19 protein-coding genes are annotated in these 24,052 nt (G+C 65.5%); 13 read left to right on the forward strand and 6 right to left on the reverse strand.

The features are described from left to right. Positions 1 to 289: 289 nt before the first annotated feature. Entirely contained in the window at positions 290 to 1,195 is a 906-nt protein-coding gene (locus HWX69_RS04690; RefSeq protein ID WP_178915937.1) for a serine/threonine-protein kinase RIO2, read from the reverse strand. Between the two features lie 809 nt (positions 1,196 to 2,004). On the opposite strand from HWX69_RS04690, the gene HWX69_RS04695 reads away from it, so the two are divergent. From HWX69_RS04695 to HWX69_RS04710, 4 genes are all read left to right on the forward strand, one after another. After that, a complete protein-coding gene (locus tag HWX69_RS04695; RefSeq protein ID WP_178915938.1) occupies positions 2,005 to 2,586 on the forward strand; it encodes a DJ-1/PfpI family protein in 582 nt (193 codons plus the stop codon). 25 nt (positions 2,587 to 2,611) lie between these two features. Next, the gene (locus HWX69_RS04700) at positions 2,612 to 3,343 is read left to right on the forward strand and encodes a ribonuclease H-like domain-containing protein (protein WP_178915939.1); all 732 of its coding nucleotides are present in this window, start codon (positions 2,612 to 2,614) and stop codon (positions 3,341 to 3,343) included. Between the two features lie 71 nt (positions 3,344 to 3,414). Then, complete coding sequence (locus HWX69_RS04705) at positions 3,415 to 4,590, forward strand: lactate 2-monooxygenase (protein ID WP_178915940.1); 1,176 nt, start codon at positions 3,415 to 3,417, stop codon at positions 4,588 to 4,590. A gap of 14 nt (positions 4,591 to 4,604) precedes the next feature. Further along, positions 4,605 to 5,813: a threonine synthase gene (locus HWX69_RS04710; protein ID WP_178915941.1), complete on the forward strand. Its 1,209-nt coding sequence runs from the start codon at positions 4,605 to 4,607 to the stop codon at positions 5,811 to 5,813. A 12-nt stretch (positions 5,814 to 5,825) separates the two neighbouring features. On the opposite strand, the gene HWX69_RS04715 is transcribed toward HWX69_RS04710, so the two are convergent. The 5 genes from HWX69_RS04715 to HWX69_RS04735 all read right to left on the reverse strand — a co-directional run bounded on the left by HWX69_RS04715 (position 5,826) and on the right by HWX69_RS04735 (position 11,294). After that, positions 5,826 to 6,605, reverse strand: coding sequence for a class I SAM-dependent methyltransferase (locus tag HWX69_RS04715; RefSeq protein ID WP_178915942.1), 780 nt, complete (start codon positions 6,603 to 6,605; stop codon positions 5,826 to 5,828). A 45-nt stretch (positions 6,606 to 6,650) separates the two neighbouring features. Continuing rightward, complete coding sequence (locus HWX69_RS04720; RefSeq protein WP_178915943.1) at positions 6,651 to 7,484, reverse strand: deoxyribonuclease IV; 834 nt, start codon at positions 7,482 to 7,484, stop codon at positions 6,651 to 6,653. A 77-nt stretch (positions 7,485 to 7,561) separates the two neighbouring features. Continuing rightward, positions 7,562 to 8,407 (reverse strand): lipoate--protein ligase family protein, encoded by an 846-nt coding sequence (locus tag HWX69_RS04725; RefSeq protein ID WP_178915944.1) that lies wholly within the window; start codon positions 8,405 to 8,407, stop codon positions 7,562 to 7,564. Between the two features lie 99 nt (positions 8,408 to 8,506). Further along, the gene (locus tag HWX69_RS04730; protein ID WP_246286411.1) at positions 8,507 to 9,448 is read right to left on the reverse strand and encodes a DMT family transporter; all 942 of its coding nucleotides are present in this window, start codon (positions 9,446 to 9,448) and stop codon (positions 8,507 to 8,509) included. A 364-nt stretch (positions 9,449 to 9,812) separates the two neighbouring features. After that, the gene (locus tag HWX69_RS04735) at positions 9,813 to 11,294 is read right to left on the reverse strand and encodes a cobyric acid synthase (RefSeq protein ID WP_178915945.1); all 1,482 of its coding nucleotides are present in this window, start codon (positions 11,292 to 11,294) and stop codon (positions 9,813 to 9,815) included. A gap of 113 nt (positions 11,295 to 11,407) precedes the next feature. Here HWX69_RS04735 and acs (HWX69_RS04740) point away from each other — a divergent pair, with 113 nt between their 5' ends. From acs (HWX69_RS04740) to HWX69_RS04780, 9 genes are all read left to right on the forward strand, one after another. Next, positions 11,408 to 13,396 (forward strand): acetate--CoA ligase, encoded by a 1,989-nt coding sequence (acs, locus tag HWX69_RS04740; RefSeq protein ID WP_178915946.1) that lies wholly within the window; start codon positions 11,408 to 11,410, stop codon positions 13,394 to 13,396. Positions 13,397 to 13,562: 166 nt separating this feature from the next. Next, positions 13,563 to 16,079 carry a bacterio-opsin activator domain-containing protein gene (locus tag HWX69_RS04745; protein ID WP_178915947.1) on the forward strand — a complete coding sequence of 839 codons (2,517 nt, stop codon included), beginning with the start codon at positions 13,563 to 13,565 and terminating at the stop codon, positions 16,077 to 16,079. A 192-nt stretch (positions 16,080 to 16,271) separates the two neighbouring features. Beyond that, positions 16,272 to 18,245 (forward strand): acetate--CoA ligase, encoded by a 1,974-nt coding sequence (acs, locus tag HWX69_RS04750; RefSeq protein ID WP_178915948.1) that lies wholly within the window; start codon positions 16,272 to 16,274, stop codon positions 18,243 to 18,245. Positions 18,246 to 18,352: 107 nt separating this feature from the next. Continuing rightward, on the forward strand, positions 18,353 to 19,720 hold the full coding sequence (locus HWX69_RS04755) for a substrate-binding protein (RefSeq protein WP_178915949.1): 1,368 nt from the start codon (positions 18,353 to 18,355) through the stop codon (positions 19,718 to 19,720). Between the two features lie 85 nt (positions 19,721 to 19,805). Beyond that, entirely contained in the window at positions 19,806 to 20,741 is a 936-nt protein-coding gene (locus HWX69_RS04760) for an ABC transporter permease subunit (RefSeq protein WP_178915950.1), read from the forward strand. Beyond that, positions 20,738 to 21,820 carry a branched-chain amino acid ABC transporter permease gene (locus HWX69_RS04765; RefSeq protein ID WP_178915951.1) on the forward strand — a complete coding sequence of 361 codons (1,083 nt, stop codon included), beginning with the start codon at positions 20,738 to 20,740 and terminating at the stop codon, positions 21,818 to 21,820. Before HWX69_RS04760 ends, HWX69_RS04765 begins: the two co-directional genes overlap by 4 nt. Further along, positions 21,817 to 22,575 (forward strand): ATP-binding cassette domain-containing protein, encoded by a 759-nt coding sequence (locus tag HWX69_RS04770; protein WP_178916610.1) that lies wholly within the window; start codon positions 21,817 to 21,819, stop codon positions 22,573 to 22,575. Before HWX69_RS04765 ends, HWX69_RS04770 begins: the two co-directional genes overlap by 4 nt. After that, positions 22,572 to 23,315 carry an ABC transporter ATP-binding protein gene (locus tag HWX69_RS04775; protein ID WP_178915952.1) on the forward strand — a complete coding sequence of 248 codons (744 nt, stop codon included), beginning with the start codon at positions 22,572 to 22,574 and terminating at the stop codon, positions 23,313 to 23,315. Before HWX69_RS04770 ends, HWX69_RS04775 begins: the two co-directional genes overlap by 4 nt. Further along, a complete protein-coding gene (locus tag HWX69_RS04780) occupies positions 23,312 to 24,019 on the forward strand; it encodes a thioredoxin family protein (protein WP_178915953.1) in 708 nt (235 codons plus the stop codon). Before HWX69_RS04775 ends, HWX69_RS04780 begins: the two co-directional genes overlap by 4 nt. Positions 24,020 to 24,052 lie beyond the last annotated feature (33 nt).

Raw genomic sequence — 24,052 nt, forward strand, 5'->3', positions numbered from 1 at the left:
CGCTGGTGCCCGTCGTCCAGCGAGTTGGCCGAATTTCAACAGCGGCGTGGTTAAGGGCTTCGAAACCGCCTTGCGCAGCAGTCGGCCGATGCCGCCCCACCGGACAGCTCACCGATGCCGCTTCGGACGCTCGTTCCGTTCGACGTGAATCGTTTCTGTACTCGGGATGCCGGTTGAAACCTCTGTGGAATTTCGGATTTGATATCGCAAATAGTGGTTTATATCTGTGCCGGTGGGCTGGACACTACTGAACACACGACACCGCTCAAAACGGCTTAGACCTTCGAATTCAGGCGAATTCGCGCACGGTCTCGAAACTGTCTGCGACGATCGCCGCTGCCAGCGCCGCCCGGTCGACATCGGGCGTCTCGTTGGGGTATTTCCGCTCGAAGTACCCCAGCAGGTTCTCTACGTCCCGTCCCAGGAGTTCCTCGCTGTTCTCGTGTTCGGTCGGGACCGCTTGGGGCCAATCGAAAATCGTCACGCCCTCACTGGAGACGAAGACGTTGTACTCGCTCATGTCGGCGTGGACGTAGCCGGCGCCGTAGGCCGCCGCCATCTCCTCGCAAATCAAATCGATGACGCCGACGACCTGGCCGGAGTCGAGTTTCGCACGCGAGAGTTCGACGCCGCCGAGTTTCTCCATGACGATGGCGTGGCGGTTCTGGTCGACCGGTCGGGGGACGCGAACCTCCGGATACAGCGTTTCTAGGGCTTCGTACTCTCGCTCTGCGGCCTTGCGCGCGGTGTAGAGCCACGACCGGTGTTCGTTGTCGGCGGTGTACTCCCGCTCTTTCTGGACCTCCCGGAAGTTCGTGTACCCCTCGCGGTGGTACTTCAGCGCCAACGGCTGGAACGACCGTGCCTCGTACACGTCGCTTTCCTTGCCGACGCCGAGGGGGGCGCCGACGCCGTCGATGGTGTCTCGCTCCGAAAACGTTCGTAGTGCCAGCGCGTCGTACCCCTCGAACGTGAGTCGGTAACCGGTGTACTGGATGGTCTTTCGCTCGACCAGCCCCCGGTCCATACAGCGGTCGACGCGGTAGGTGACCTCCTCCTCGTCGAGCCGTGAGAACTCGGGGAGCTTCTCGACTGCGACCCACCGCGAAAAGCGCATCCCGTGTTCGAGCCCCGACAGCAGGTGGAAGTCCTCGGGCTCCAACTCGGCCATCTGCGCAGCGACGTTCTGGACCATCTCGCTTCCTGTAGCGGCCGGACACCCAAAAGCGCCTCGCGTGCGGCCGACGAATGCAATAAACCAATTATCGCGATATAGAAACCTGTCTGGGAACGCTCGGCCCATCGGAACGGCCCCAACACGTCGTTCCCGGTCTCGGTGAGCAGCGGCTCCGTAGCCGTTTCGAACCCTCTGCGCCGTTCCACAGAACTGCGCCGGTGACCCGTGAACCTCTTCGCGCGCACGCCCGCGGAGACGACCAGTTGATTGACAGGGTCCCATTGACGGAACCTCCAACATAGAGTCTCGACCAATTCGACTCGGTATTTCCTCGTCAGGGTACCCAATCGACGGTGTATCAATCACGATACTCCAATCTGCGTTTCCAGCCGCGAGTACGGGCCATCTGTTGGTCACCGGCCAGTCTCTCATACTGTAATTCAATCAATAGTTCGATACCATCGCCGGCTGTTCATCCGGCCGAAGCTCTCGAACACGGCCTTCGTTGTTGCGGACGGTTGCCTACCATTGCACAGGGACCGATGTCGCAGGGTGCTGTAGCGTCACTTCCGACCTGATACCTCCGTCTCCCTCCGGCTTGGGGATTGAACGATTCCCCACCCGAATTCCTCACGTCTCGATGTTCGGAAGATGGGCTACACCTGCCGATTTCTACTCTTGGCTCCGACAACGAACTGCGCCGAGTGAGTGCTGCGTTTTCGCCTGCTGCTTAACCGCCACCGAATGATTTGCTATAGCGCTATATGGTTTATTCTAAATTTACGGCTCACCCGTACGCTCATGTCTCCACGCTTCAGAATCGACGTATGAACGTCAAACTGCTGTTGTTCGAGGGGTTCGACGAACTCGACGCGGTCGGTCCCTACGAGGTGTTCCAGCTGGCAGGGCGATACGGCTGTGATATGTCGGCCGAGTTGGTGACGCTGACCCCGACCGACCGCGTCGTCGCCCGTAGCGGCATGCGAATCGAACCGCACGGGGCGCTCGAAGGTTCCGAGGCGGACTTCGTCGTCGTTCCCGGCGGCGGCTGGAACGACGACGGTCCCGGCGTCCGCGTCGAGTACGACCGCGGCGAAATTCCCGACGTTCTCGCCCGGTTTCACGCCGAGAGGACGGCCGTCGCGTCGGTCTGTACCGGGGCGCTGCTGCTCGCGAAGGCCGGCCTGCTGGACGGTCGTCCGGCGACGACACACCACACTGCACTCGAGGACCTCCGGGAGATGGGCGCCGATGTCGTCGAGGACCGCGTCGTCGACGACGGCGACGTACTCACGGCCGGCGGCATCACCTCGGGGTTCGACCTCGCACTCCACGTCGTCGCCCGGGAGTGTGGCGAGTCGGTCGCCGAGTCGGTCGCACGCGAGTTGGAGTACGAGCGAGCGATTTAGGAACCCTGACGACGGAGAGACTGCCGTGCGACTGGAGAATACATACATCGCCGTCGACGGGGTGGGAGAGACGACCGAGCGAAACCTCTGGGAGCGCGGCGCCCGGACCTGGTCGGAGTTCGACCCCTCGCTGTGTGGGTCGACGACTGCCGACCGCATCGAATCGTTCATCGACACCGCCCGTCCGCGCCTCGATTCTGGTGATTCGGACTTTTTCGCCCAGCAGTTGCCCTCCAGCGAGCGGTGGCGACTGTACGAGGACTTCCGCAATGAGGCGTGTTTCTTCGACATCGAGACGACTGGACTGGACCACTCCCGAAACGAGGTGACCTGTGTCAGTTTCCATCAGGGTGGTGACACCGAGACGCTCGTCTCCGGCGACGACCTCACTCGGAAGAACCTTCAGGCACTGCTCGACTCGCCACTGCTCGTCACGTTCAACGGCGCGCGCTTCGACGTGCCGTTCCTCGAGGAGTCATTCGACCTCTCTATCGACATCCCGCATCTCGATTTGATGTACCCCTGCAAGCGCGTGGGGCTATCGGGCGGGCTGAAGGCCATCGAACCAGAGGTCGGTGTCGAGCGTGACCGCCCCGACATCTCCGGGAAGGACGCGGTTCGGCTGTGGCGGGAACACGAACGCGGCGTCGACGGCTCTCTGGAGACGCTCGTCTCGTATAACCGCGAGGACGCGGTGAACCTCAAGACGGTCGCAGACCGGACCGTCGAGCGACTCGACCGGAAGACGCTGCCCTGATTCTGTCAGCCGAACTGACCGGCTTCGCCGACTCCCACAACTCTTTGCAGGTGGGGGATAACCGCCCTACTATGACCGAGCAGTTCGGCAATCGGAAAGTCAACCGCGTGTACCGCGAGGGAATGCACGAGGGGAAATCATCTGAGTTCCCCGTCCGCTACGAGGATTTACGCGAGACCGCCCACGAGGCGATGGACGACACCGCGCGTGCGTACATCCACGGCGGCGCCGGCGCCGAGGAGACGTTCCGCAAGGAGCAGGATTTCTCGGAGTGGCGCATCGTTCCGCGAATGTTGCAGGGCGTCGCCGACCGGGATTTGACGACCGAAGTGCTGGGTCAGGAAATCGACTATCCGGCGATGGTGACGCCGCTCGGCGTCCAGTCGCTCGTCCACGACGACGCCGAACTCGCGACGGCGGCGGCTTGTGACGAACTGAACGTCCCATTCATCCTCTCGTCGTTGTCCTCGACGTCGATGGAAGATGTCTCCGAGGAGTTGGGTGACACGCCGAAGTGGTTCCAGTTCTACTGGTCCTCGGACGAGGACATCGCCCGCTCGTTCCTCAACCGCGCCGAGGACGCCGGCTACGACGCCATCGTGGTCACCGTCGACGCGCCGACGCTTGGCTGGCGCGAACGCCTCATCGAGCGCGGTTATTACCCCTTCCTCGACGGCGAGGGCGTCGCGAACTACTTCTCGGACCCCGAGTTCCGCAGCCAACTCGACGACCCGCCGGAGGAGGACCCACAGGCCGCCGTCGACCACTTCCTCGACATCTTCGGCGACTCCTCGCTGACGTGGGACGACCTCGAATTCGTCTTCGAGAACACCGACCTGCCGGTGCTCATCAAGGGCGTCCTCCATCCGGAGGACGCCCGACTGGCGGTCGAACACGGCGCCGACGGCGTCGGCGTCTCCACTCACGGCGGTCGACAGGTCGACGGCTCTATCACCGCCATCGAGGCGCTGCCGGACATCGTCGACGAGGTCGGCGACGAGGCCACCATCACCTTCGACTCGGGCATCCGCCGCGGGTCGGACATGTACAAGGCGCTGGCGCTCGGCGCCGACGCCTGTCTCATCGGCCGGCCGTTCATCTACGGACTGGCGCTCGGCGGCCAGGCGGGCGTCCACCACGTCCTCGAGAACCTCATCGCCGACTTCGACCTGACGATGGGGCTGGCCGGCCGAGATTCGGTGTCGGAGGTCAACCGCAACTCCCTGCGCCACGAAGACGACCTCTGAGGCGTCGGGAGTCGATGCCGCTTCGATACGTCTGTTACGACTGTGGCCCTCGGGGTAGCGACGGCAGCGGCCGGTGTGACTGCGGCGAACCGTTGTGGCTCGACACATCGACCGACGCGTTCGACTGGGACGACACCGTCGACGCGCCGGGGCTGTGGCGCTACGAACCGCTATTGCCGGCCCCGCTTCCGAACCCTCCGAGTCTCGCCGCGGCCGCGGGCGGGACGCCGCTACTCCGCGACGACGCTCTCGATTCGTTCGTCGGCGCGTCGGTCCACCTGAAACTCGAGGGCCAACAGCCGACGGGGAGTTTCAAGGACCGCGGCAGTGCCCTCGCGCTGGCGGCGATGGAGGCCGGGCTGGTCGGCGGCGATGGCGAGACCACAGCTATCGGGACGGTCTCCCACGGCAACATGGCGATGAGCACCGCCGCCTTCGCTGCCGCCTTCGACCGGCCCTGTGTCGTCCTCGTCCCCGACGACATCCCACCGGAACGCCTCGGTGTCATCGGTCAGTTCGACCCGACGATACTCCGGGTTCGCGGCGACTACGGCCGACTGTACGAGCGGTCGCTGGAACTCGGCGTTGAGTACGGAATCCGCTTCGTCAACTCCGATTCGCCGCTCCGGGTGGAGGGCCAGAAGACGACTGCGCTGGAGCTGTGTGAGGCATTTGCGCCGTCGACGCCCGACGGAATCGTCCTGCCGGTCAGCAGCGGCGGTCACGCGAGCGGCGTCTGGAAGGCCCTCCGAGAACTCCGGGGCGCGGGCGCAATCGATGCCTTGCCGGCGCTGTATCTCGTCCAAGCCGCTGCCTGTGCGCCCATCGCCGAGGCCTTCGCCGCGGGCGCGGAGACGGTGTCGGCCGTCGAGGGCGGCGAGACCATCGCCTACTCCATCGCCAACGCCGACCCGCCCAGCGGGACGCGGGCGTTGCGTGCCGTTCGTGATACCGGCGGCGCCGCAATCGCCGTCGACGACGACGCCATCCGGAGCGCCCAGCGGGAGCTGGCGACCGAAGCCGGCGTGAGCGTCGAGACCGCCGGGGCGGTCGCCCTCGCCGGAGCGAAGCAGTTGGTCGCCGACGGCGTCATCACGGACGACGACGACGTGGCCGTCGTCGCCACCGGTACCGGGCTCACCGAAGCGTCGGCGGACGTATCGGCTCCGGCCGTCGACCTCGCTGCCCTCGACGGTCGACTCGCGGAGTTCGCCGGCCGCTGACCCGCCGGCGACTCACACCGTCCCGACGACGACGTAGAACGGGACGGTTTCACGGCGTCGGTACTCCTCGTTTTGGACCTGCCGGACGGCCTCCCGGCCCATCTCGCGCCATTCGGCTCTGAGCGCGTCGAGTTCGGCGTCGGTGCCGGCCATCGTCTCCCGACGTTCCCGGAGACCGGCGCCGCTGGCCTTCCGGCCGACTTCGCGCACGTCGCGGTCGCTGTACGGTGGCTCGACCACGAGCGTCTGGTCGTATCGCCTCGTCGTAATCCCCGAAAGGCCGACCGATTCGAAGAGGTCGGCGGTGTCGGCGCCCAACGCCACGTCGGTGTCGACCCCGCTGAGGTACCGCCGTCGTGCCTGCCGTGCCAACTCGCCTTCGGCGTCGACCGTCGAGACGACCGAGACGGCGCCGTTGTCGGGTTCGATGGCCGCTACACGCTGGTCGGCGACGCGGGCGAACTCCCGAAGCGCCCGTTCGGGGTCGGGAAGGTTGATGAGCAGCGCCTGACAGACGACGAGGTCGAAGGCGTCGTCGGGGAAGGGCAGGCGGTAGGCGTCGCCTCGGACCGTCGGCCCTTCGAGTTCGGCCAGCAGGTCGGCGTCGCGGTCACAGCCGACGACCTCGGCGTCGGACTCCTCGCGGAGGACGCGGGTCAGCGCGCCCTCGCCACAGCCGACATCGAGGATTCGCTCACGGGAACCGAGTTCCAGCGGTTCGAGTGCTTCCCGGCTCTTTGCCCACATCCCTCGCCGCGTCTCGCGCAGGTACTCGGCGGAGAACTGCCGCATTGGTGGCTCAAAGTGGATGGTCGATTAAAACGTGGTCGGTCCGCGCTACGCCTCGCGCAGTTCCCGAACGCGCTGGATGTTCCACGCGAAGGACTTGCCGTTCTCGGTCGGGGTCTCCAGGACGAACGGCACGTCTTCGACGGCCTCGTGGTTGACGAACGCGCGCATGCCTTCCTCGCCGATGAGTCCCTCGCCGATGTGGGCGTGTTCGTCCTTGTTCGTGCCGCACTCGTGTTTCGAGTCGTTGAGGTGGACGTACTCCAGGTGTTCGAGGCCGACCTGTGCGTCGAACTCGTCGAAGGTTTCGGCGACGCCTTCGGGCGTCGAGAGGTCATACCCCGCCGCGAACATGTGCGCGGTGTCCAGACAGATGTCGAGGTCCTGGTCGCTGCGGTCTAAGACGCCGGCGAGTTCCTCGAAGGTGCCGCCGAGTTTCGTCCCGCTGCCGGCGTCGGATTCGATGAGAATCGTCACGTCGTCGGGCACGTCGAGTTCGTCGAGGACGGAGGCGGCGTTGTCCAGTCCTCCATCGACCCCGGCGCCGGTGTGGGCGCCCAAGTGGACGTTGACGTAGGGAACGTCGAGTTTCGCGGCGGCGTCACACTCCTTCTGCATCGAGTCCAGGGACTTCTCGCGGAGGTCCTCCTTCGGCGTACAGAGGTTGACGAGATAGGAGGTGTGAATCATCCACGGTGCGACGCCGTTGTTTTGGGTGAGGTCGCGGAACCGCTCGGCCTCCTCGTCTCCGATATTGGGGTCCTGCCACACCTGCGGGGAGTGGGTGAAAATCTGCCCGCAGTTGCCTTCGTATTCGAGTTGTTCCTCGACCGCGTTGTAGACGCCCCCCGCGATGGAGGTGTGTGCGCCGACTCTAACCATACGCGTACTCCGAGAAGCGGGAAAATAGGGGCTTCGGAATCGGCGGTCGCGGTCGGTGGAGGGTTGTTCGCGTCGGACTACTCCAGGGGGTCGGTTCGGTCGCGAACCCACGCGTCGGCGGCGTACTTTTCGGCGGCGACGGTCGAGACGCGTTCTCGTTCGGCGTCGGTCCACCCGTCTTCCTCGGCGTCGGCCCACTCGGCGAGGGACTCCTCGACGGCGGCGACGAACTGCGAGCGATGGAGGTCGTAGCCGCCGAAGGCGCCGAGGCCGGTTTCGACGGTGTCGTCGTAGCCGATGAACTCCTCGATGCCACAGACCCGTTCCTCGAAGGTCTCGGCGGTCACGGGCGGGTCGGCGAAGCACTCGAGGTGGCGTTCGGTGTTCACGTCGAAGGTCAGCGACCCGTGTTGGACGACCGCATCGCGGGTGCGGTACTGGGCGTTGCCGGCGATTTTCCGGCCGTCGGGACCGACGAGGTCGTGGGCGGGGTCGAGCGCCCGGAGGTAGCAGGCGGGGTCGTACAGCGCCTCGCGCTCCTCGTCGGCGAAGGACACGTCGACGCCAATTTCGTGGAAGGCGTCGACGATGGGTTCGAGGAACTCCCGATAACACTCGGTCACGTCGCTGGGGAAGGCGTCGGCGGGGGCGATGATGGAGTAGGCCACGTCGCCGGCGGTGTCGTGATAGATTGCGCCGCCGCCGGTCGGTCGGCGCGTCACGTCGATGTTCCACTCCTCGCAGAACTCCCAGTCGATTGCGTCGGGGTCGGTCGCATACCCGAGCGACAGCGTACTCGGGAGCCACCGATACAGCCGGACGGTCGCGGGGCCGCCCGAGGCGACGGTTTCGGCGGCGACCTCGTCGTAGGCCATCGCCTTCGCCCCGGGGAGCATCTCCTCTTTGATGAGCCGCCAGTCCATACCGGGTCGTGTTCGTCGCCGGTGAAAGCGATTGCGCCGTCTCCGTCGAAACGCTCAGCAGCTGATACGTTTCGATTCAGTTGCGGTCAGTACCAGCCGTCAGTCGTCACAGGGGGGTGCTGAGGACGGTGTCGATTTCGATTCGTGCTCCTGCGGCTGGAGGCGTCGTATCTCGCGACGAAGGGCAGTCCGCTCGACCACTGCGAAGCCCGCAACGACGACGAGAAAGCCGATGGCCGTCCAGCGCGACACCGTCGCACCGAGTAACAGCCATCCAATTAGCGCTGCGAAGACGGGGACCACGTACGACACCAGATTCGTCCGAACCGGGCCAACCCGTTCGAGAAGGACAAACTGAATCGCGTACGCGACCGCAGTCCCCGGAATCGCGATCAGGAGGAGACTCGCAACCGTCGACGGCCCGATGCCACCGACGCTGGCTGGTGACTCTCCGGCCGCGAGGCTGACCGCGTGGAGTGTGACCGCGCCAACAGCCATCGCCCACGCCGTCAGGGGGACGGTCTTCATCTGGAGGGAGAGTCGCTGGAGCAGGACGCTTCCGAGCGCGATCGCTACTGCAGCGCCCAAGACGAGGAGTTGGCCAACCGAACTCGCATCCGTGACAGCCGACGGCGACGGTTGAACGATAACGACGACGCCGCTTAGTGCGATTCCGATACCGAGCGCGCCGACTGGGGAAATCCGATCGCCGAGCAACCACCAGGCGAACACGGGCGCAAGCACCGGGCTCAGGCCGTACATGACCGATGCCATCGCGGGCGTGGTGGTTCCCTGCCCCAGAAACAGCAGGCCGTTGTTCAGGACGACCAGAAACAGCCCTGCGACTCCGATACCGATGATGTCCTCGAGCGTGTGCGGGAGCCACGATTCCTCGGGCAGCGTGAGCACGACGTAGGCCAACAGCACGACGGCAGCTATGTCGAAGCGGAGGCTGGCGAACAGGACCGGCGGGAGTTCGCGAAGGCCGGTCTTGATAGCGACGAACCCACCGCCAAACAGGACGGCGAGCAGCAGAAACAAACTCGGGTCGCGATAGTGTGCCGGGAGCGTCGGCCGGGGCAAACGTGTCAGGTATGTGGAAACCGAGGTCAGTAGCACCACCCTCTCAATACTATGTATCTCATTACGCACTCTAATGGCTGGAATGGGAAGAGGGCTACGAGATACACGGTATCGCGAGACGGAACATCACACCCCACAGAGAAGGCAGTCCGGTTAGGAATTGACAAACAAGGGATTGTTTTTGACTCGCTAGTGACAAACAACGTAGGAAGTCGCCGGCCGCGGTGACGACGGATGCCGAAAGCCCTCCCATTCTCGAGCCGGGGACTCGCTGTGGTTCTCGCTCGGCTCCACCTCACTGCGGTCCTTTGCGCCGCCCAGCTCAGAGGCCGAGCGGGTCGAGGTTCAACTCGGCGACCAGTTCGGCGGCGCGGTCGTACGGCGACTCCCGTTCGCCCTCTGTTTCGGGTCGAGTTCGCCCCGCCGCCGCGTACACGCGGTTGAGGAATGCCTCGCGGGCGAGGCGGTTCTCGAAGAGTCCGTGGAGGTAGGTTCCGAGAACGTCGCCTCGGGCGGCACCGTCGCCGTCGAAGGGGCGGTCAGCGTCGGCGGTGAGGCGGCTGTCGCCCATGTGTATCTCGTAGCCGGAGACAGTGCCGGAGACGCCGGCCAGCGGTCCACAACCGTCGAGGTGGCGTTCGACCGCTTCGACGGTTTTCTCGGGCGAAAAGCGCGTCTCGACGGGCAGCAGGTCGGCACACTCGATGGTCGCCATCTCGCCGGTGGACTCCACGTCGGCGTCGAGGAGGCGTTCGCCGAGCAGTTGATAGCCGCCGCACAGTCCGACGACTGGCCCCTCGAAGGACCGGAGTTCCTCGTAGAGGCCGGCCTCGCGGGCGGCGACGGCGTCGTCGGCGGTGTTCTTCGTGCCGGTGAGGACGACGCTGTCGGCGTCGAGGGGAGCGTCGAGTGGCTGGAATCGGACGCGGACGCCGCGGACCCTCGCCAGCGGTTCCACGTCGGTGACGTTCGAGGCCCGCGGCAGCCGGGGGACGGCGACGGTGACCGTCCGGTCGTCGGGCGCGTCGTCATCGCCGACGACGGCCGTCTCGCCGTCTGCGGGGAGCGCGAGGCTGTCCTCCTCGGGCAGGCCGGGGTCGTCGTAGGGGAGGACGCCGACCACGGGGACGCCGGTGCGTTCTTCGAAGGATTTCAGTCCGGGTTCGAGAATCGAGCGGTCGCCGCGGAACTTCGTGATGACCGCGCCCGCGACGTGGTCGCAGACATCGTCGGGCAGCAGTTCGAGCGTACCGACGAGCGACGCGAAGACGCCGCCCCGTTCGATGTCGGCGACGAGCAGCACGTCGGCACCGGTGAACCGGGCGGTTTCGAGGTTCGCCAAATCGCGGTGATGGAGGTTGATTTCGGCGATGGAGCCGGCGCCTTCGGCGACGACGACTTCGTGGTCGGCGGCGAGGCGGGCGTGGGCCGCTTCGGCGGCCTCCCGTGCCGTCTCCCAGTGGCGTTCGTAGTATTCGCCCGCTGGGAAATGGCCGACCGCCTCGCCATCCACGACGAGCTGTGACTCGCCGCCGCCGCGTGGCTTCAGCAGGACGGGGTTGTGGTCGGTCGTCGCCGGCGTTCGGGCGGCCCGCGCCTGGACGTACTGTGAGACGCCGATTTCGCCGAAGCCACTCCCCGTCGATTTCGGGACCGCCCGCGCGTTGTTCGACATGTTCTGGGCCTTGAACGGGGCGACATCGACGCCGCGGTCACAGAGCAGTCGACAGAGGCCGGCGGCGACGGTCGACTTGCCGACGTGGCTGGCGGTGCCGGCGACGAGAACGGTGCGGGCGGAACTCACGACTCACGTTGGTGGTGGCGTGGGCAAACCGTTTTCGCGTCGGCGGCTGGCGCGGCTATCGAAACCCCACAGAGGAGGAACGTTTATCAGAACGTCTCCCGGACACACGACCGATGAACGACGGGGTCGACGTGGAACTGGAAGCGTGGCTCGAAAGCCGGGAGACGTTCGAGCCGCCAGAGGCGTTCGTCGAGCAGGCGAACGTCTCCGACCCCGCGATTTACGAGGAATTCGAAGAGAACTGGCCGGCGTGTTGGGAGCGTGCCGCCGACTTACTCGAGTGGGACCGCCGCTGGGACGCGGTGTTGGACGAGGGCGATGCGCCGCGGTACCGCTGGTTCGTCGACGGGAAACTCAACGCCGCCTACAACTGCGTCGACCGCCACGTCGAGGCCGGCCGGAAGAACCGCGCCGCCATCCGGTGGGTGGGCAAACGCGGGGAGACGGAGACCTACACCTACGGCGACCTCAAGCGCGAGACCGAGGCCTTCGCCGCAGCGCTGCGGGAGTTGGGCGTCGGCGAAGACGACGTGGTGACGCTGTACCTGCCGATGATACCCGAACTGCCCGTGGCGATGTTGGCGTGTGCGCGTCTCGGTGCGCCACACTCCGTCGTCTTCGCCGGGTTCTCGCCCGACGCGCTGGCCACCCGGATGGACAACGCCGATTCGGGGTATCTGGTCACTTGCGACGGCTACTACCGCCGCGGTGACGCCCTGAACCACAAGGGGAAGGCGGACCGCGCGGTCCGTCGGCTGGACCACGACGTGGAGACGGTCATCGTCGACCGCCTCGGGGGCGGCCTGCCCCACTCGCTGGGGGAGAGCCAACACGACTACGACGAGCTGACCGAACGGCATCTGAACGCCGAGGTCGACCCGGTCGTCCGCGACAGCGAGGACGACCTCTTCGTGATGTACACCTCGGGAACGACGGGCGAACCGAAGGCCGTCCGACACACCACAGGGGGGTATCTCTCCCACGTCGCGTGGACCTCGCATGCGGTGTTGGACCTCGAACCCGACGACACCCACTGGTGTTCGGCGGACATCGGCTGGATTACGGGGCACTCCTACATCGTCTACGGGCCGCTCGGGCTCGGCGCGACGACGATGATGTACGAGGGAACGCCGGACTACCCGGAGAAGGACCGCATCTGGGAGGTGGTCGAACGCTACGACGTCGACACCTTCTACACTGCGCCGACGGCGGTTCGAGCGTTCATGAAGTGGGGTCCGGAACACCCCGAATCGCACGACCTCTCGTCGCTCCGCCTGCTGGGGACGGTCGGAGAGCCAATCAACCCGCGGGCCTGGAAGTGGTACTACAAACACATCGGCGACGAGTCCTGTCCGGTCGTGGACACCTGGTGGCAGGCCGAAACTGGCGGGATGATGGTGACGACCCTGCCCGGCGTCTCGACGATGAAGCCGGGGACGGCGGGGCCGCCGCTGCCCGGCATCGACGCCGAAGTCGTCGGTCACGACGGCGAGGCGGTCGCTCCCGGTGAGGCGGGGTATCTCGTCGTCGAGAAACCGTGGCCCGGAATGTTGCGCGGACTGGCCGGCGACGACGACCGCTTCGTCGAGGAGTACTGGCAGGAGTACTCCACCCCCGACGCTGAGGAGTGGACCTACTCCGCCGGCGACGGCGCGAAGATCGACGAGGACGGCTACATCACGCTGTTGGGTCGCGTCGACGACGTCATCAGCGTCGGCGACCACCGCATCGGGACGATGGAACTGGAGTCGGCCATCGTCGGGTGCGAGGGCGTCGCGGAGGCCGCCATCGTCGGCGCGGCCGGAGAGGTCCTCGCCTACGTCAGCACCGAACAGGGCCACACCGGCGACGCCGCCCTGCGGTCGGCTGTCGTCTCGGGTATCGAGGCCGACATCGGCGAGGTGGCGGTTCCCGACCACATCGTGTTCACGCCGGAACTCCCGAAGACACGGTCGGGAAAAATCATGCGCCGACTGCTGGAGGACATCGCCACCGGCGCGGAGTTGGGCGACATCAGCGCGCTCCGGAACCCCGAAATCGTCGGTGAACTCCGCGCCCGTCTCGCGGGCGAGACGCGGTCGTACCTCGAACCGGAGGACTGACGTTTCGTCTATCATTTTGATTCCGAAATAGGCTGATTTCGTGATGTCTTCGATAGAACTGTAGTATACAGCTCTTAGAGAGCGGGTGACGGTTGAGACAGGTCCGTTTCGCGTTCCGCTTGATGTCCGAAAAAACTAATATTTCGGAGCTCTTCAGTCTCGCGAAATGGCGGTGGAACTGACCCGCGAGGACTACCGGCGACTTCGGGGCGCCGCGACGACGGCCAGAAAGCGACTGGTAGTTCGGTTGGTCGCCGAGGTCGGCGTCCGCCCCGCCGAGGTGGTTCGGATTCGGCCGGCCGATGTCGACCGCCGGCGCTTCGACGGACGGGTCCATCACTTCCTGTCGGTTCGAGAGGCCGACGGCGATCCCGACCGACGAGCCTACCTCCCCGAAGATGTCGCTGGCGCCATCGACGAGTACGCCGCGACGACGGGCACCGACCCCGACGAACCGCTCGTCGACCTCTCGCCGCGGCGGGTCCAGATGCTCGTCGCCGAGGTGTCCGAAGCCGCCGCCGACCGCACCGGCGACGACCACCTAGCGGATGTCTCCAGCGGCGACCTCCGGCGGTACTTCGCCCGGCGACTGCTCACCGAGGAGGGCGTCGACCCTCGGGTCGTCCAGTCGGTCGGCGGGTGGGAGGGACTGGCGGCGCTGGACTCCTACGTCGATTCGGTCGGCGACACGGCGGTCGCGGCGGCGTTCTCCGATGGCGACCGGTCGCCGTCCGAGGCGGCGTCACCGTTCCGGAACGCTGTCGGTGCGGCCGCACTCGAACTCGACGCTGACGGCCGAGTCGTGGAGTGTTCCGGCGCCGTCGACACCCTGCTTGACCGTCCCGCAGCGGCCGTCGCCGGCGATTCCTTCGCGACGCTGTTCACCGAGGCGGCCCGCGAGCGCGGGCGCCCGAGGGAACTCCTCTCCGATGCGGGGCGGGACGACGTCGCGGTCGCGGAGTGTTGGTTCGACTGCGGCGACGACACTGGGCGGCGACTCCCGACGCTCGTCTGTGTGCGGCGGGAGAACGGTGGCCTGTCGGGATTCTCCGTCGTTATTCGGTCGGCCGAGGCCGATCGGAGGTTGGCCGCCGGAGCGTTCCAGCGAGCGATCGAAACCGCCGGCCAGCCGATGTGTCTCGCCTCGGTGACCGGGGAGATCGAGTACGCCAACGCCGCCTTCGAGGAACTGACCGGGTACACCCAGGGGGAGGCCCTCGGCCGCACCGCCGACGAACTGCTCAGTTCGGGTGAGAACGCCGACGCCTTCTACGCGGAGTTACGCGAGACGGTGCTGGACGGCCAGCTGTGGCGCGGACAGTTGACAACCCGCCGGAAGAGCGGCGAACGGGTCCACGTCCGACAGACCATCGCGCCCGTCACGGATGAGGACGGCGAGGTGTCGTTCGTCGTCGGCGTCTCGACGGACATCACCGAACGTATCCGTCGGGAGCGCGCGCTCGCGCGCCGGTGTGAGACGCTGGAGGGCCTCGAAGCCCTCGTCGCCGACATCAACGCCGCCGGCCGGGAACTCATCGACGCCTCGACGCGGGAGGAAATCGAGGCCGCCGTCTGCGAATCGCTGGCCGACAGCGACGCCTACGTCGGGGCGTGGGCGGGCGCGACCGACCCCGGTGACCCACGGATTCGTCCAACCGAGTGGGCCGGCCTCTCGGGGGAGGGCGGGGCCGTCACCGTCGAAACCGCCGCCATCGAGGAGGCGATGGACGGCGAGACGCCCCGCGTCGTCGGCGGGGAGTTCCCGGACGACGTACTCGGACCGTTCGACCGGAGCGCCCTCGCGGACGTTCGCTCGGCCGGAATCGTCCCGCTGGCCTATGGGGAGACGACCTACGGCGTGCTGGTCGTCTTCACCGACCGGCCGACGGCGTTCGGCGACCGCGAGCGGACGCTTCTCGACGACCTCGGCGACCGCATCGGCCACGCCGTGACGGCCATCGAGCGCCGGACGCTACTCCTGGCCGATACGGTCGTCGAGTTGGAGTTCGGCTGCACCGACGACGGTGCCTTCCTCGTCTCGGCGACCCGCGAACACGACTGTGCGTGTACGCTCGAGGCCGTCGTCCCCGTCTCCGAGACCGCACTGCTGTTCTACGTGACGCTGACGGACGCGCCGCCGGACCCGTTCCTCGACGCCGCGATGGCCGCCGACGGCGTCGTCGACGCCCGCTACATCCGCGAGTACGACGACCGCTCGCTTTTGGAGTTCACCGTCGAGGGGAACTCCCCCGCACTCACGCTCACCGAACGCGGCGCGACGATTCGCTCCGCGGTCGTCGAGTCGGGCGAGGCGACACTCAGTGCCGAAATCGCCCGCGAGACCGACGTTCGAAGCGTCGTCGAGGGGTTACAAGCCGAGTTCCCCGAGACGGACCTCCGGGCGAAACAGGCCGTCGACCAACCCGTCGAGACCGTCGCGGAGTTCCAAGACTCGCTGGCGGAGAAACTCACCGACAAACAGCGGGCAGCCCTGCGGGCGGCGTACTTCGCGGGCTATTTCGACTGGCCAAGGGGGTCGACCGCCGAGGAGGTCGCCGACTCGATGGGCGTCTCCTCGCCGACGCTGCACAATCACCTCCGGAAGGCGGAGCGGAAACTGCTGTCGTCGTTCTTCGAGCACACCCGCGACCACATCGGCGCCGAGGTCCCACGCTCCGGTTGAACCGTTCATCTCGGGGCGACCCTCGCCCGTCGTGACAACGAGATAATCAATATCTATTATTATTGATGATTCGGGTTGGAAGAATGGGTGTTCTCGGGGCGTCTGCGCGCCGAATCACACCGTGTATAGTGCCGCCATTTAGCATGCTTAGATTCCCCGCTTATTAGTACCGGAGATATTTCACCGGACGGAATGTCCGAACCCGAGGAAACACAACTGGAGGCACGGCTTGCCGAACAGGAGGCCTTCGAGCCACCGGATTCCTTCGTCGAGCAGGCCAACGTCTCGGATCCCTCGATCTACGAGGAGTTCGAGGAGAACTGGCCGGCGTGCTGGGAGCGCGCCGCCGACTTACTCGATTGGGAGACGGAGTACGACGAGGTACTGGTCGACGACGACGAGCCGTTTTACGAGTGGTTCACCGGCGGCGAACTGAACGCGTCGTACAACTGCTTGGACCGCCATCTCGATTCCCGCGGCGACGAGCTCGCTATCCAGTGGGAAGGTGAGTTGGGCGAGACACGCGCGTACACCTACGAGGAACTCCACCGCGAAGTAAACGAGTTCGCGGCCGCACTCCGCGACCTCGGTGTCGAGGAGGACGACGTGGTGACGATGTACATGCCGATGATTCCGGAGTTGCCGGTGGCGATGCTGGCGTGTGCTCGCATCGGCGCACCGCACTCGGTGGTGTTCGCCGGGTTCTCGGCGGACGCCCTCGCCACGCGGATGAACTCCGCGGAGTCGGAGTATCTGGTGACGTGTGACGGCTACTATCGCCGCGGCGACGGACTCGACCACCTCTCGAAAGCCAACGAAGGGCTGGGTGGCGTCGACCACGACACCACGACGGTGGTCGTCGACCGTCTCGGTGACGACCTCGACCACGACCTCGACGACGATCAGGTCGATTACGACGAACTGGTCGCCGACCACGCCGGCGCCGAGGTCGCGCCGGTCACTCGCGACGCCGAGGACATGCTGTTCCTCATGTACACGTCGGGGACGACCGGCCAGCCGAAGGGGGTCAAACACACCACTGGTGGGTATCTCTCCTACGTCTCGTGGACGAGTCAGGCAGTCCTCGACGTAAAACCGGAGGACACCTACTGGTGTGCAGCCGACATCGGCTGGATTACGGGCCACTCCTACATCGTCTACGGGCCGCTGGCGCTGGGGACGACCAGCGTCATGTACGAGGGGACGCCGGATTACCCCGACAAAGATCGGATGTGGGATATCGTCGAATCCTACGGTGTCAACCAACTGTACACGGCGCCGACGGCCATCCGCGCGTTCATGAAGTGGGGCAGCGAGTACCCCGACCAGCACGACCTCTCCAGTTTGCGGCTGTTGGGGACGGTTGGGGAACCCATCAACCCGAAGGCCTGGAAGTGGTACTACAAGCACATCGGCGATGAGTCCTGTCCGGTCGTGGACACGTGGTGGCAGACCGAAACCGGCGGGATGATGATCACGACGTTACCCGGAATCGGGACGATGAAGCCGGGGACGGCGGGGCCGCCGCTGCCCGGCATCGACGCACAGGTCGTCGACGCCGAGGGCACCGAGGTCGAGCCCGGCGAGGCCGGCTACGTGACGGTCAACAAGCCGTGGCCCGGCATGCTGCGGACGCTGTACAAAAACGATGAACGGTTCCTCGAGGAGTACTGGCAGGAGTATTCGGACGAAGGCGAAGACGAGTGGGTGTACTTCCCGGAGGACGGCGCGAAGATCGACGACGACGGCTACATCACCATTCTCGGGCGCGTCGACGACGTCATCAACGTCTCCGGGCACCGACTGGGGACGATGGAGATCGAGTCAGCGGTTGTCGGCGTCGAGGGCGTCGCGGAGGCCGCCGCGGTCGGTGGCGACCACGAGATGAAAGGCGAGGCGGTGTACGCCTACGTCATCCTTGAGGACGGCTACGAGGAGGGCGAGGAGATGGAGCAGCGGATTATCGAAGGCGTCGAGGACGCCATCGGACCCATCGCCCGGCCCGAACAGGTCATCTTCACCCCCGAGTTGCCGAAGACTCGGTCCGGGAAAATCATGCGGCGGCTGCTGGTTGAAATCGCGAACGGTGAGGAACTGGGGAACACGAGCACGCTTCGGAACCCCGAGGTCGTCGAGGACATCGAGAAGAAGGTCCGGGGGGACTGAACCGTGCTCGAAGACGACCGTCCGTCCAGTTCACGCACCTCCGAACCGGTTTCGGAGGTTTGCAGGTATCGACACGAACAAGTAACTTGGTAACAACGACCACGAAAATGTCTAGCAAAGAAACTCGACTCGACCGTAGAACAGTACTCAAAGGAGCCGGCGCGGCCGGCATCGCGGGACTCGCGGGCTGTCTCGAAAGCGGCAACGGCGACGGCAACGGCAACGGTAACGGGGATTCGGAGTACCCCTCACTCGGCAACTATCCGATCGAGGGCGACACCGCCACGCTCGGGTTCAACGTCCCTCAGACCGGGCCCTATCAGGAGGAGGGCGCCGACGAACTTCGCGCGTACGAACTCGCGGCGGACCACCTCAACAACGGTGGCGGGTGGGTCGACCTGTGGGACGACCTCTCCGGCGACGGGGTCAACGGCTACGAGATCGACTACGTGACCGGCGACACGGCGACGGACGCCGACACCGCCCGCGAGTCCGGCTCGCGGATGATCAGTCGGGACGACGTCATCATGTTCAGCGGCGGCTCCTCGAGTGCGACGGCGATCGCCCAACAGGAACTCGCCCAACAGGAGAACGTCCAGTTCATGTGTTGTCTGACGCACTCCAACGACACGACCGGCAAGGACTGCGTCCGGTACAGCTTCCGGGAGATGTTCAACGCCTACATGACCGGGCAGGCGCTCGCGCCGATCGTCACGGAGGAGTTCGGCGACGACCTGGAGTTCTACCAGCTGTACGCCGACTACACGTGGGGGCAGACCCAGCAAGCGTCGATGCGGCAGTTCTTCGAGGAGGCGGGCTGGACCGAGGTCGACTCCGTCCCGACGCCGCTCGGGACCGACGACTACTCGACGTACCTGCAAGACGCGCGGGACTCCGGCGCCGACGTGCTCTTCTTGAACCACTACGGTCTCGACGGTTCGAACTCGGTCTCGCAGGCCGTCGACCAGGGAATCGACGAGGACATGGAGATCGTCGTCCCGCTGTACAACGTTCCGATGGCGGCCGGTGCCGGCGGTTCCATCGAGGGCGTCTTCGGGACCGACGGCTGGGACGCGAACCTCGACAACGAGGCCACGCGGGTGTTCGCCGAGGCGTTCAGGGAGGAGTACGACAAGACCCCGAGCTCCCCGGCTCGGCTGGCGTACTCGGCGACGATGCTGTACGCGGCTGCCGTCGAGCGCGCCGGTACGTTCTACCCGCCGGAGGTCATCCGCGAACTCGAAGGCTACGAGTGGGACAACGGCGGCATCGGCGAGGAGGTCATGCGCGAGTGCGACCACCAGACGATGCGTGACATCCTGGTGGTCCGCGGTCTCTCCGCGGAGGAACAGGACCCGGATGCCGGCCGATACTGGGAGGTCGTCGAACAGTCGTCCTACCCGGACGACGTCGGCTACGACTGCGACAGCGGTCCGGCCGCCGAGTGTGAGCTCCCCGAGTACGGCGATGAATAATCCACGAGTAGTATAGTCGGACATACCAACCTTCCTCATTCACCCAATATATGTACACCAACACGCAACCGATGGAGGTGCTATCGTGAGCCTAGCCGGATCAGTCGTCGGCTTCCTCATCCAGACGCTCGCGGTCTCATCGATTTACATCCTGGTCGCGATCGGGCTGTCGATAACGCTCGGCACGCTGAAATTCGTTAACTTCGCCCACGCGGCGATGTATCTGGCCGGCGTCTACATCGGACTCGCGATCGCGCTCGAACTCCAGTTCACCGGGGACCTCGCGGGAATCTTCGGGCTCGAGAGCTTCGGCTTCGAGTTGGGCTTTCTGGCCGCCCTCCTCATCGTCCCGATAATCGCCTTCGGACTCGGGCTGTTGATGGAGCGGTTCATCGCTCGGCCGTTCTACGACCGACCGGACACCGACCAGATCTTGGTGACCTTCGGGATCCTGTTGATCGTCCAGGAGTTGATCAGAGCGTTCGTCGGCGGTCGGTCGATCACGTTCTCACGGCCCGACTGGGCTGCGGGAGCGATCAGCCTGGGTCCGCTCGGTACGTACTCCAGTTGGCGCCTCTCGATCATCGCGATCACGGCCGTTCTCGTCCTCTCGGTGTATCTGTACATCGAGTACACCGATGTCGGTCTCGCGGTCCGGGCGGGCACGGAGGACGCCGAGATGGTGAACCTCCTCGGAATCCGCGCGACCAGGCCGTTCCTCGTCATCTTCGGGGTCGGATCGGGGCTGGCCGGCGCGGCGGGCGTCATTGGCGGCCCCGTTTTCAGCGTCGTCCCGGAGATCGGGGTCGGCGTCCTCGTCCCGGCGTTCCTCGTCGTCGTCGTCGGCGGCGTGGGTAGCATACCCGGGTCGGTCGTCGGTGGCCTCCTGATCGGAGCCGTTCAGGTCGGATTACAGATGAACGCTCCGACGTGGTCGTCGGTCGGGATTTACGCCCTCGCTGCGGTCGTCCTCCTGCTTCGTCCCGCGGGACTGATGGGCGTCGTGGAGGTGGACCAATGAGCGAGCAGACCGAAACCGCAACGCCGGCCGAGAGCACGGATTCGACCGGGCTTCTCGACCGGTGGGACGCACTCCGGGAGCGTGAGTCGTTCTCGATCGGGGCGGCGATCGCGTTCGTCGTCGTCTTCCCGATAATCTTCACTAACCTGCCGGTGTACAATGGGTACCTAGGGCTGGTGGAACTGATCTACATCTGGGCGATCTTCGCCATCGGGTTCGATCTCCTGCTGGGCTACACCGGCTTGCTGTCGTTCGGCCACGCCGCCTTCTGGGGCGGCAGCGCCTACGCGGCCGGTCTGTTCAGTGCGAACGTCTCCGGACAGCCGCTACTCATGGTGCTCGTGGGGGTGGTCACCGCGATCGTCCTCGCGTTGATCCTCGGGTTCCTCTCGCTCCGCCGCGGCGGGATATACTTCGCGATTCTGACACTCGCGTTCGGGCAGATGATGTACTTCATCGCGCTCGGTCCGCTGGGTGGGATAACCGGCGGTGAGGACGGCTTCACCGGCGTCACCATCGAACCGTTGCTCGGGGCGCTCGATCTCGAGACCGGCTTCGCGGGCATACTCGGGACGCTCTTCCACGACATCTCGTACGTGCTGTTCGCCGGCTTCTTCGTGCTCGCCGTCGCGGTCGCCGTCCGAATCGTCAGGTCGCCGTACGGAGCGATCTTTCAGGCGATCGACGAGAACGAACAGCGCGTCAGGTTCCTCGGGCTGAACGTCTGGCGATACAAACTCACCGCGTTCGTGCTTTCGGGGGCGTTTGCCGGCGTCGCCGGCGGGCTTCACACGATCCACGCCCAGTACGTCGCCGTCGACTCGCTGTACTGGATCACGAGCGGCGACATCGTGATCATCACGGTCCTCGGTGGGATCGGGTCCGTCTTCGGTCCGGTGGCCGGCACGATCGCGTTCCTGTACGTCGAGAACATCGTCTCGGGTGAGATAGCCTTCTGGCTGCTCGTACTCGGCACACTCTTCGTGACCGTTGTCTGGCTGTTCCCTGCCGGCATCTGGGGAATCGTCACTGGCGTCCGCTCGACTATTCGAAAACAGCTCTCGGGAGATGATTCCTGATGCTTCTGGAAATCGAAGGACTCACGAAAGACTTCGGTGAACTCACGGCGGTCGACGAGGTCGACCTCCAACTCGAGGAGGGCGAATCCCTGAGCATCATCGGGCCGAACGGCGCCGGAAAATCGACGACGGTCAACCTCATCACGGGGCTTTTGAATCCCACTGCGGGGACGGTACGGTACCGCGGTGAGGACATTACCGGCCAGGAACCCCACGAGATCGTCCAGCGGGGCCTGAGCAGGTCGTTCCAGACGGCCTCTATCTTCCCCGACCTGACCGTCGAGCGGAACGCGATTGTCGCCTCTCTGGGCGCCGAACACGGCTCGTTCAGCCTGAACTTCCTCAAGCGCCTCACCGGCTACGACGACGTCGCCGAGCGCGCCCGACAGACGCTCGAGGACATGGGACTGTACGAGCAACGTGACATCAAGGCCGAGTCGCTGCCGTACGGTGACAAGCGCCGCCTCGAGATGGCGCTGGCGCTGGCAAGCAATCCCGATCTGCTCTTTCTCGACGAACCGACCGCCGGGATGTCGCCCGAGGAGACCGACGCCACCGTCGACCTCATCGAGCGAATCAAGGAGGAACGCGGGGTCACGATCGTCCTCATCGAACACGACATGGAGATCATCTTCCGCGTCTCCGATCGCATCGCGGTACTCAACCGCGGCGCGAAGATCGCCGACGGCACGCCCGACGAGATCCGTGGTCAACCGGACGTCCAGGAGGCTTACCTCGGAGGTGTCGAGATATGAGCCTGCTCGAACTCGAGGACGTGAACTCCTACTACGGCGAGAGCCACATCCTCCGGGACGTGACGATGGAGGTCGAGGAGGGACAGATCATCGCCCTGCTCGGTCGGAACGGCGCCGGCAAGACCACGACGCTGCGGAGCATCACGGGGACGACCCCGCCGGAGATACGGAGCGGGACTGTCCGCTACGACGGCACCGATATCACCGGCTGGTCGCCGGAAGACATCTCGGCGCTCGGGCTCTCGCTCGTGCCCGAGGAGCGGCGGATGTTCGGGAATCTGACCGTCGCCGAGAACCTCCACGTTCCGGACATCTCCCGGAACCTGTTGAACCGGATCGGCCGGTCGGTCGAGACCGGCAAGACCGGCCTCTCCGATGAGGCGGTCTACGAACAGTTCCCCCGCCTCGACGAGCGCCGCGAGCAGAAAGCCGGCACACTCAGCGGCGGCGAACAGCAGATGCTCGCCATCGCCCGAACGCTCAAACAGGACACTGATCTACTCATGTTGGACGAACCGTCCGAGGGACTCGCCCCACAGATCGTACAGGACGTCCTCGATATCATCGAGGAAATCGCCGACCAGGGCAAGACGATCCTGCTCGTCGAGCAGAACGCGGCCGCGGCGATCAAACTCGCCGACTACTGCTACGTGCTCGATCAGGGAAGCGTCGTCTACCAGGGGACCGCCGAGGAACTCGGGGCCAACGACGAGGTCAGACAGGAGTACCTGGGCGTATGAGCGGAACGAACACGTCAGGGGCCGGTAGCGATGGGCTCTCCCCCGAGGAGCGGCTCGAAGTCCTCGAAACGGAGGGCGTCGTCGCCGTCCACGAGGACGATACCGTCACGCTCACGATGGAGTTCGAGTCGACCCGGGGTATCTACCACGACTCCTACGCGGACGTCGACGAAGCGGAGTACCACCGGGCGGTCGCGGATGTCTTCGGGTTCAGCCCCGAGGATGCGGCCGAGCGGATCGAGGCGTTCGACGTCACCCGCGAGCAGTTCATCGCACTCCTGGCGCTGAACTCCCACGTCGACGGTGAGTACCCGCTCACTGAGCGGACCGAGATGGCGATGATGATAACGGACCTCGTGCCGCCGTCGCCCGTTCCCGACGCGGTCGTGGAACTCGACGACGACTCCTACGAGGGGTTCCTCTCGGAACACGACCGCGTCGCGGTCATCGTCTGGAAGCGGTTCTGCGATCCGTGTCGGAAGATGAAAGAGGAACTCGACGAGACGCTCTCGGCGCTCCCCGACGACGTCGCGGTCGCTGGCGTCGACGGCGAGGCGACGCCGGAGTTCTGCCGGTCGTTCGGCGTCGAGGCCGCGCCGTCGGTGCTGCTCTTCGCCGACGGCGAACTCCTCACCCTCCTCCGCGGTTACAAGTCGCCCTCGAAGGTCGAGGCGGCTTGTGAGGACGTCTACGCCGACGACTAGCGTCGCTCGGCCCACTCGTTTTTCGGTCGCTTT

The organism is Natronomonas gomsonensis, from assembly GCF_013391635.1.
GTDB lineage: Archaea > Halobacteriota > Halobacteria > Halobacteriales > Haloarculaceae > Natronomonas > Natronomonas gomsonensis_A.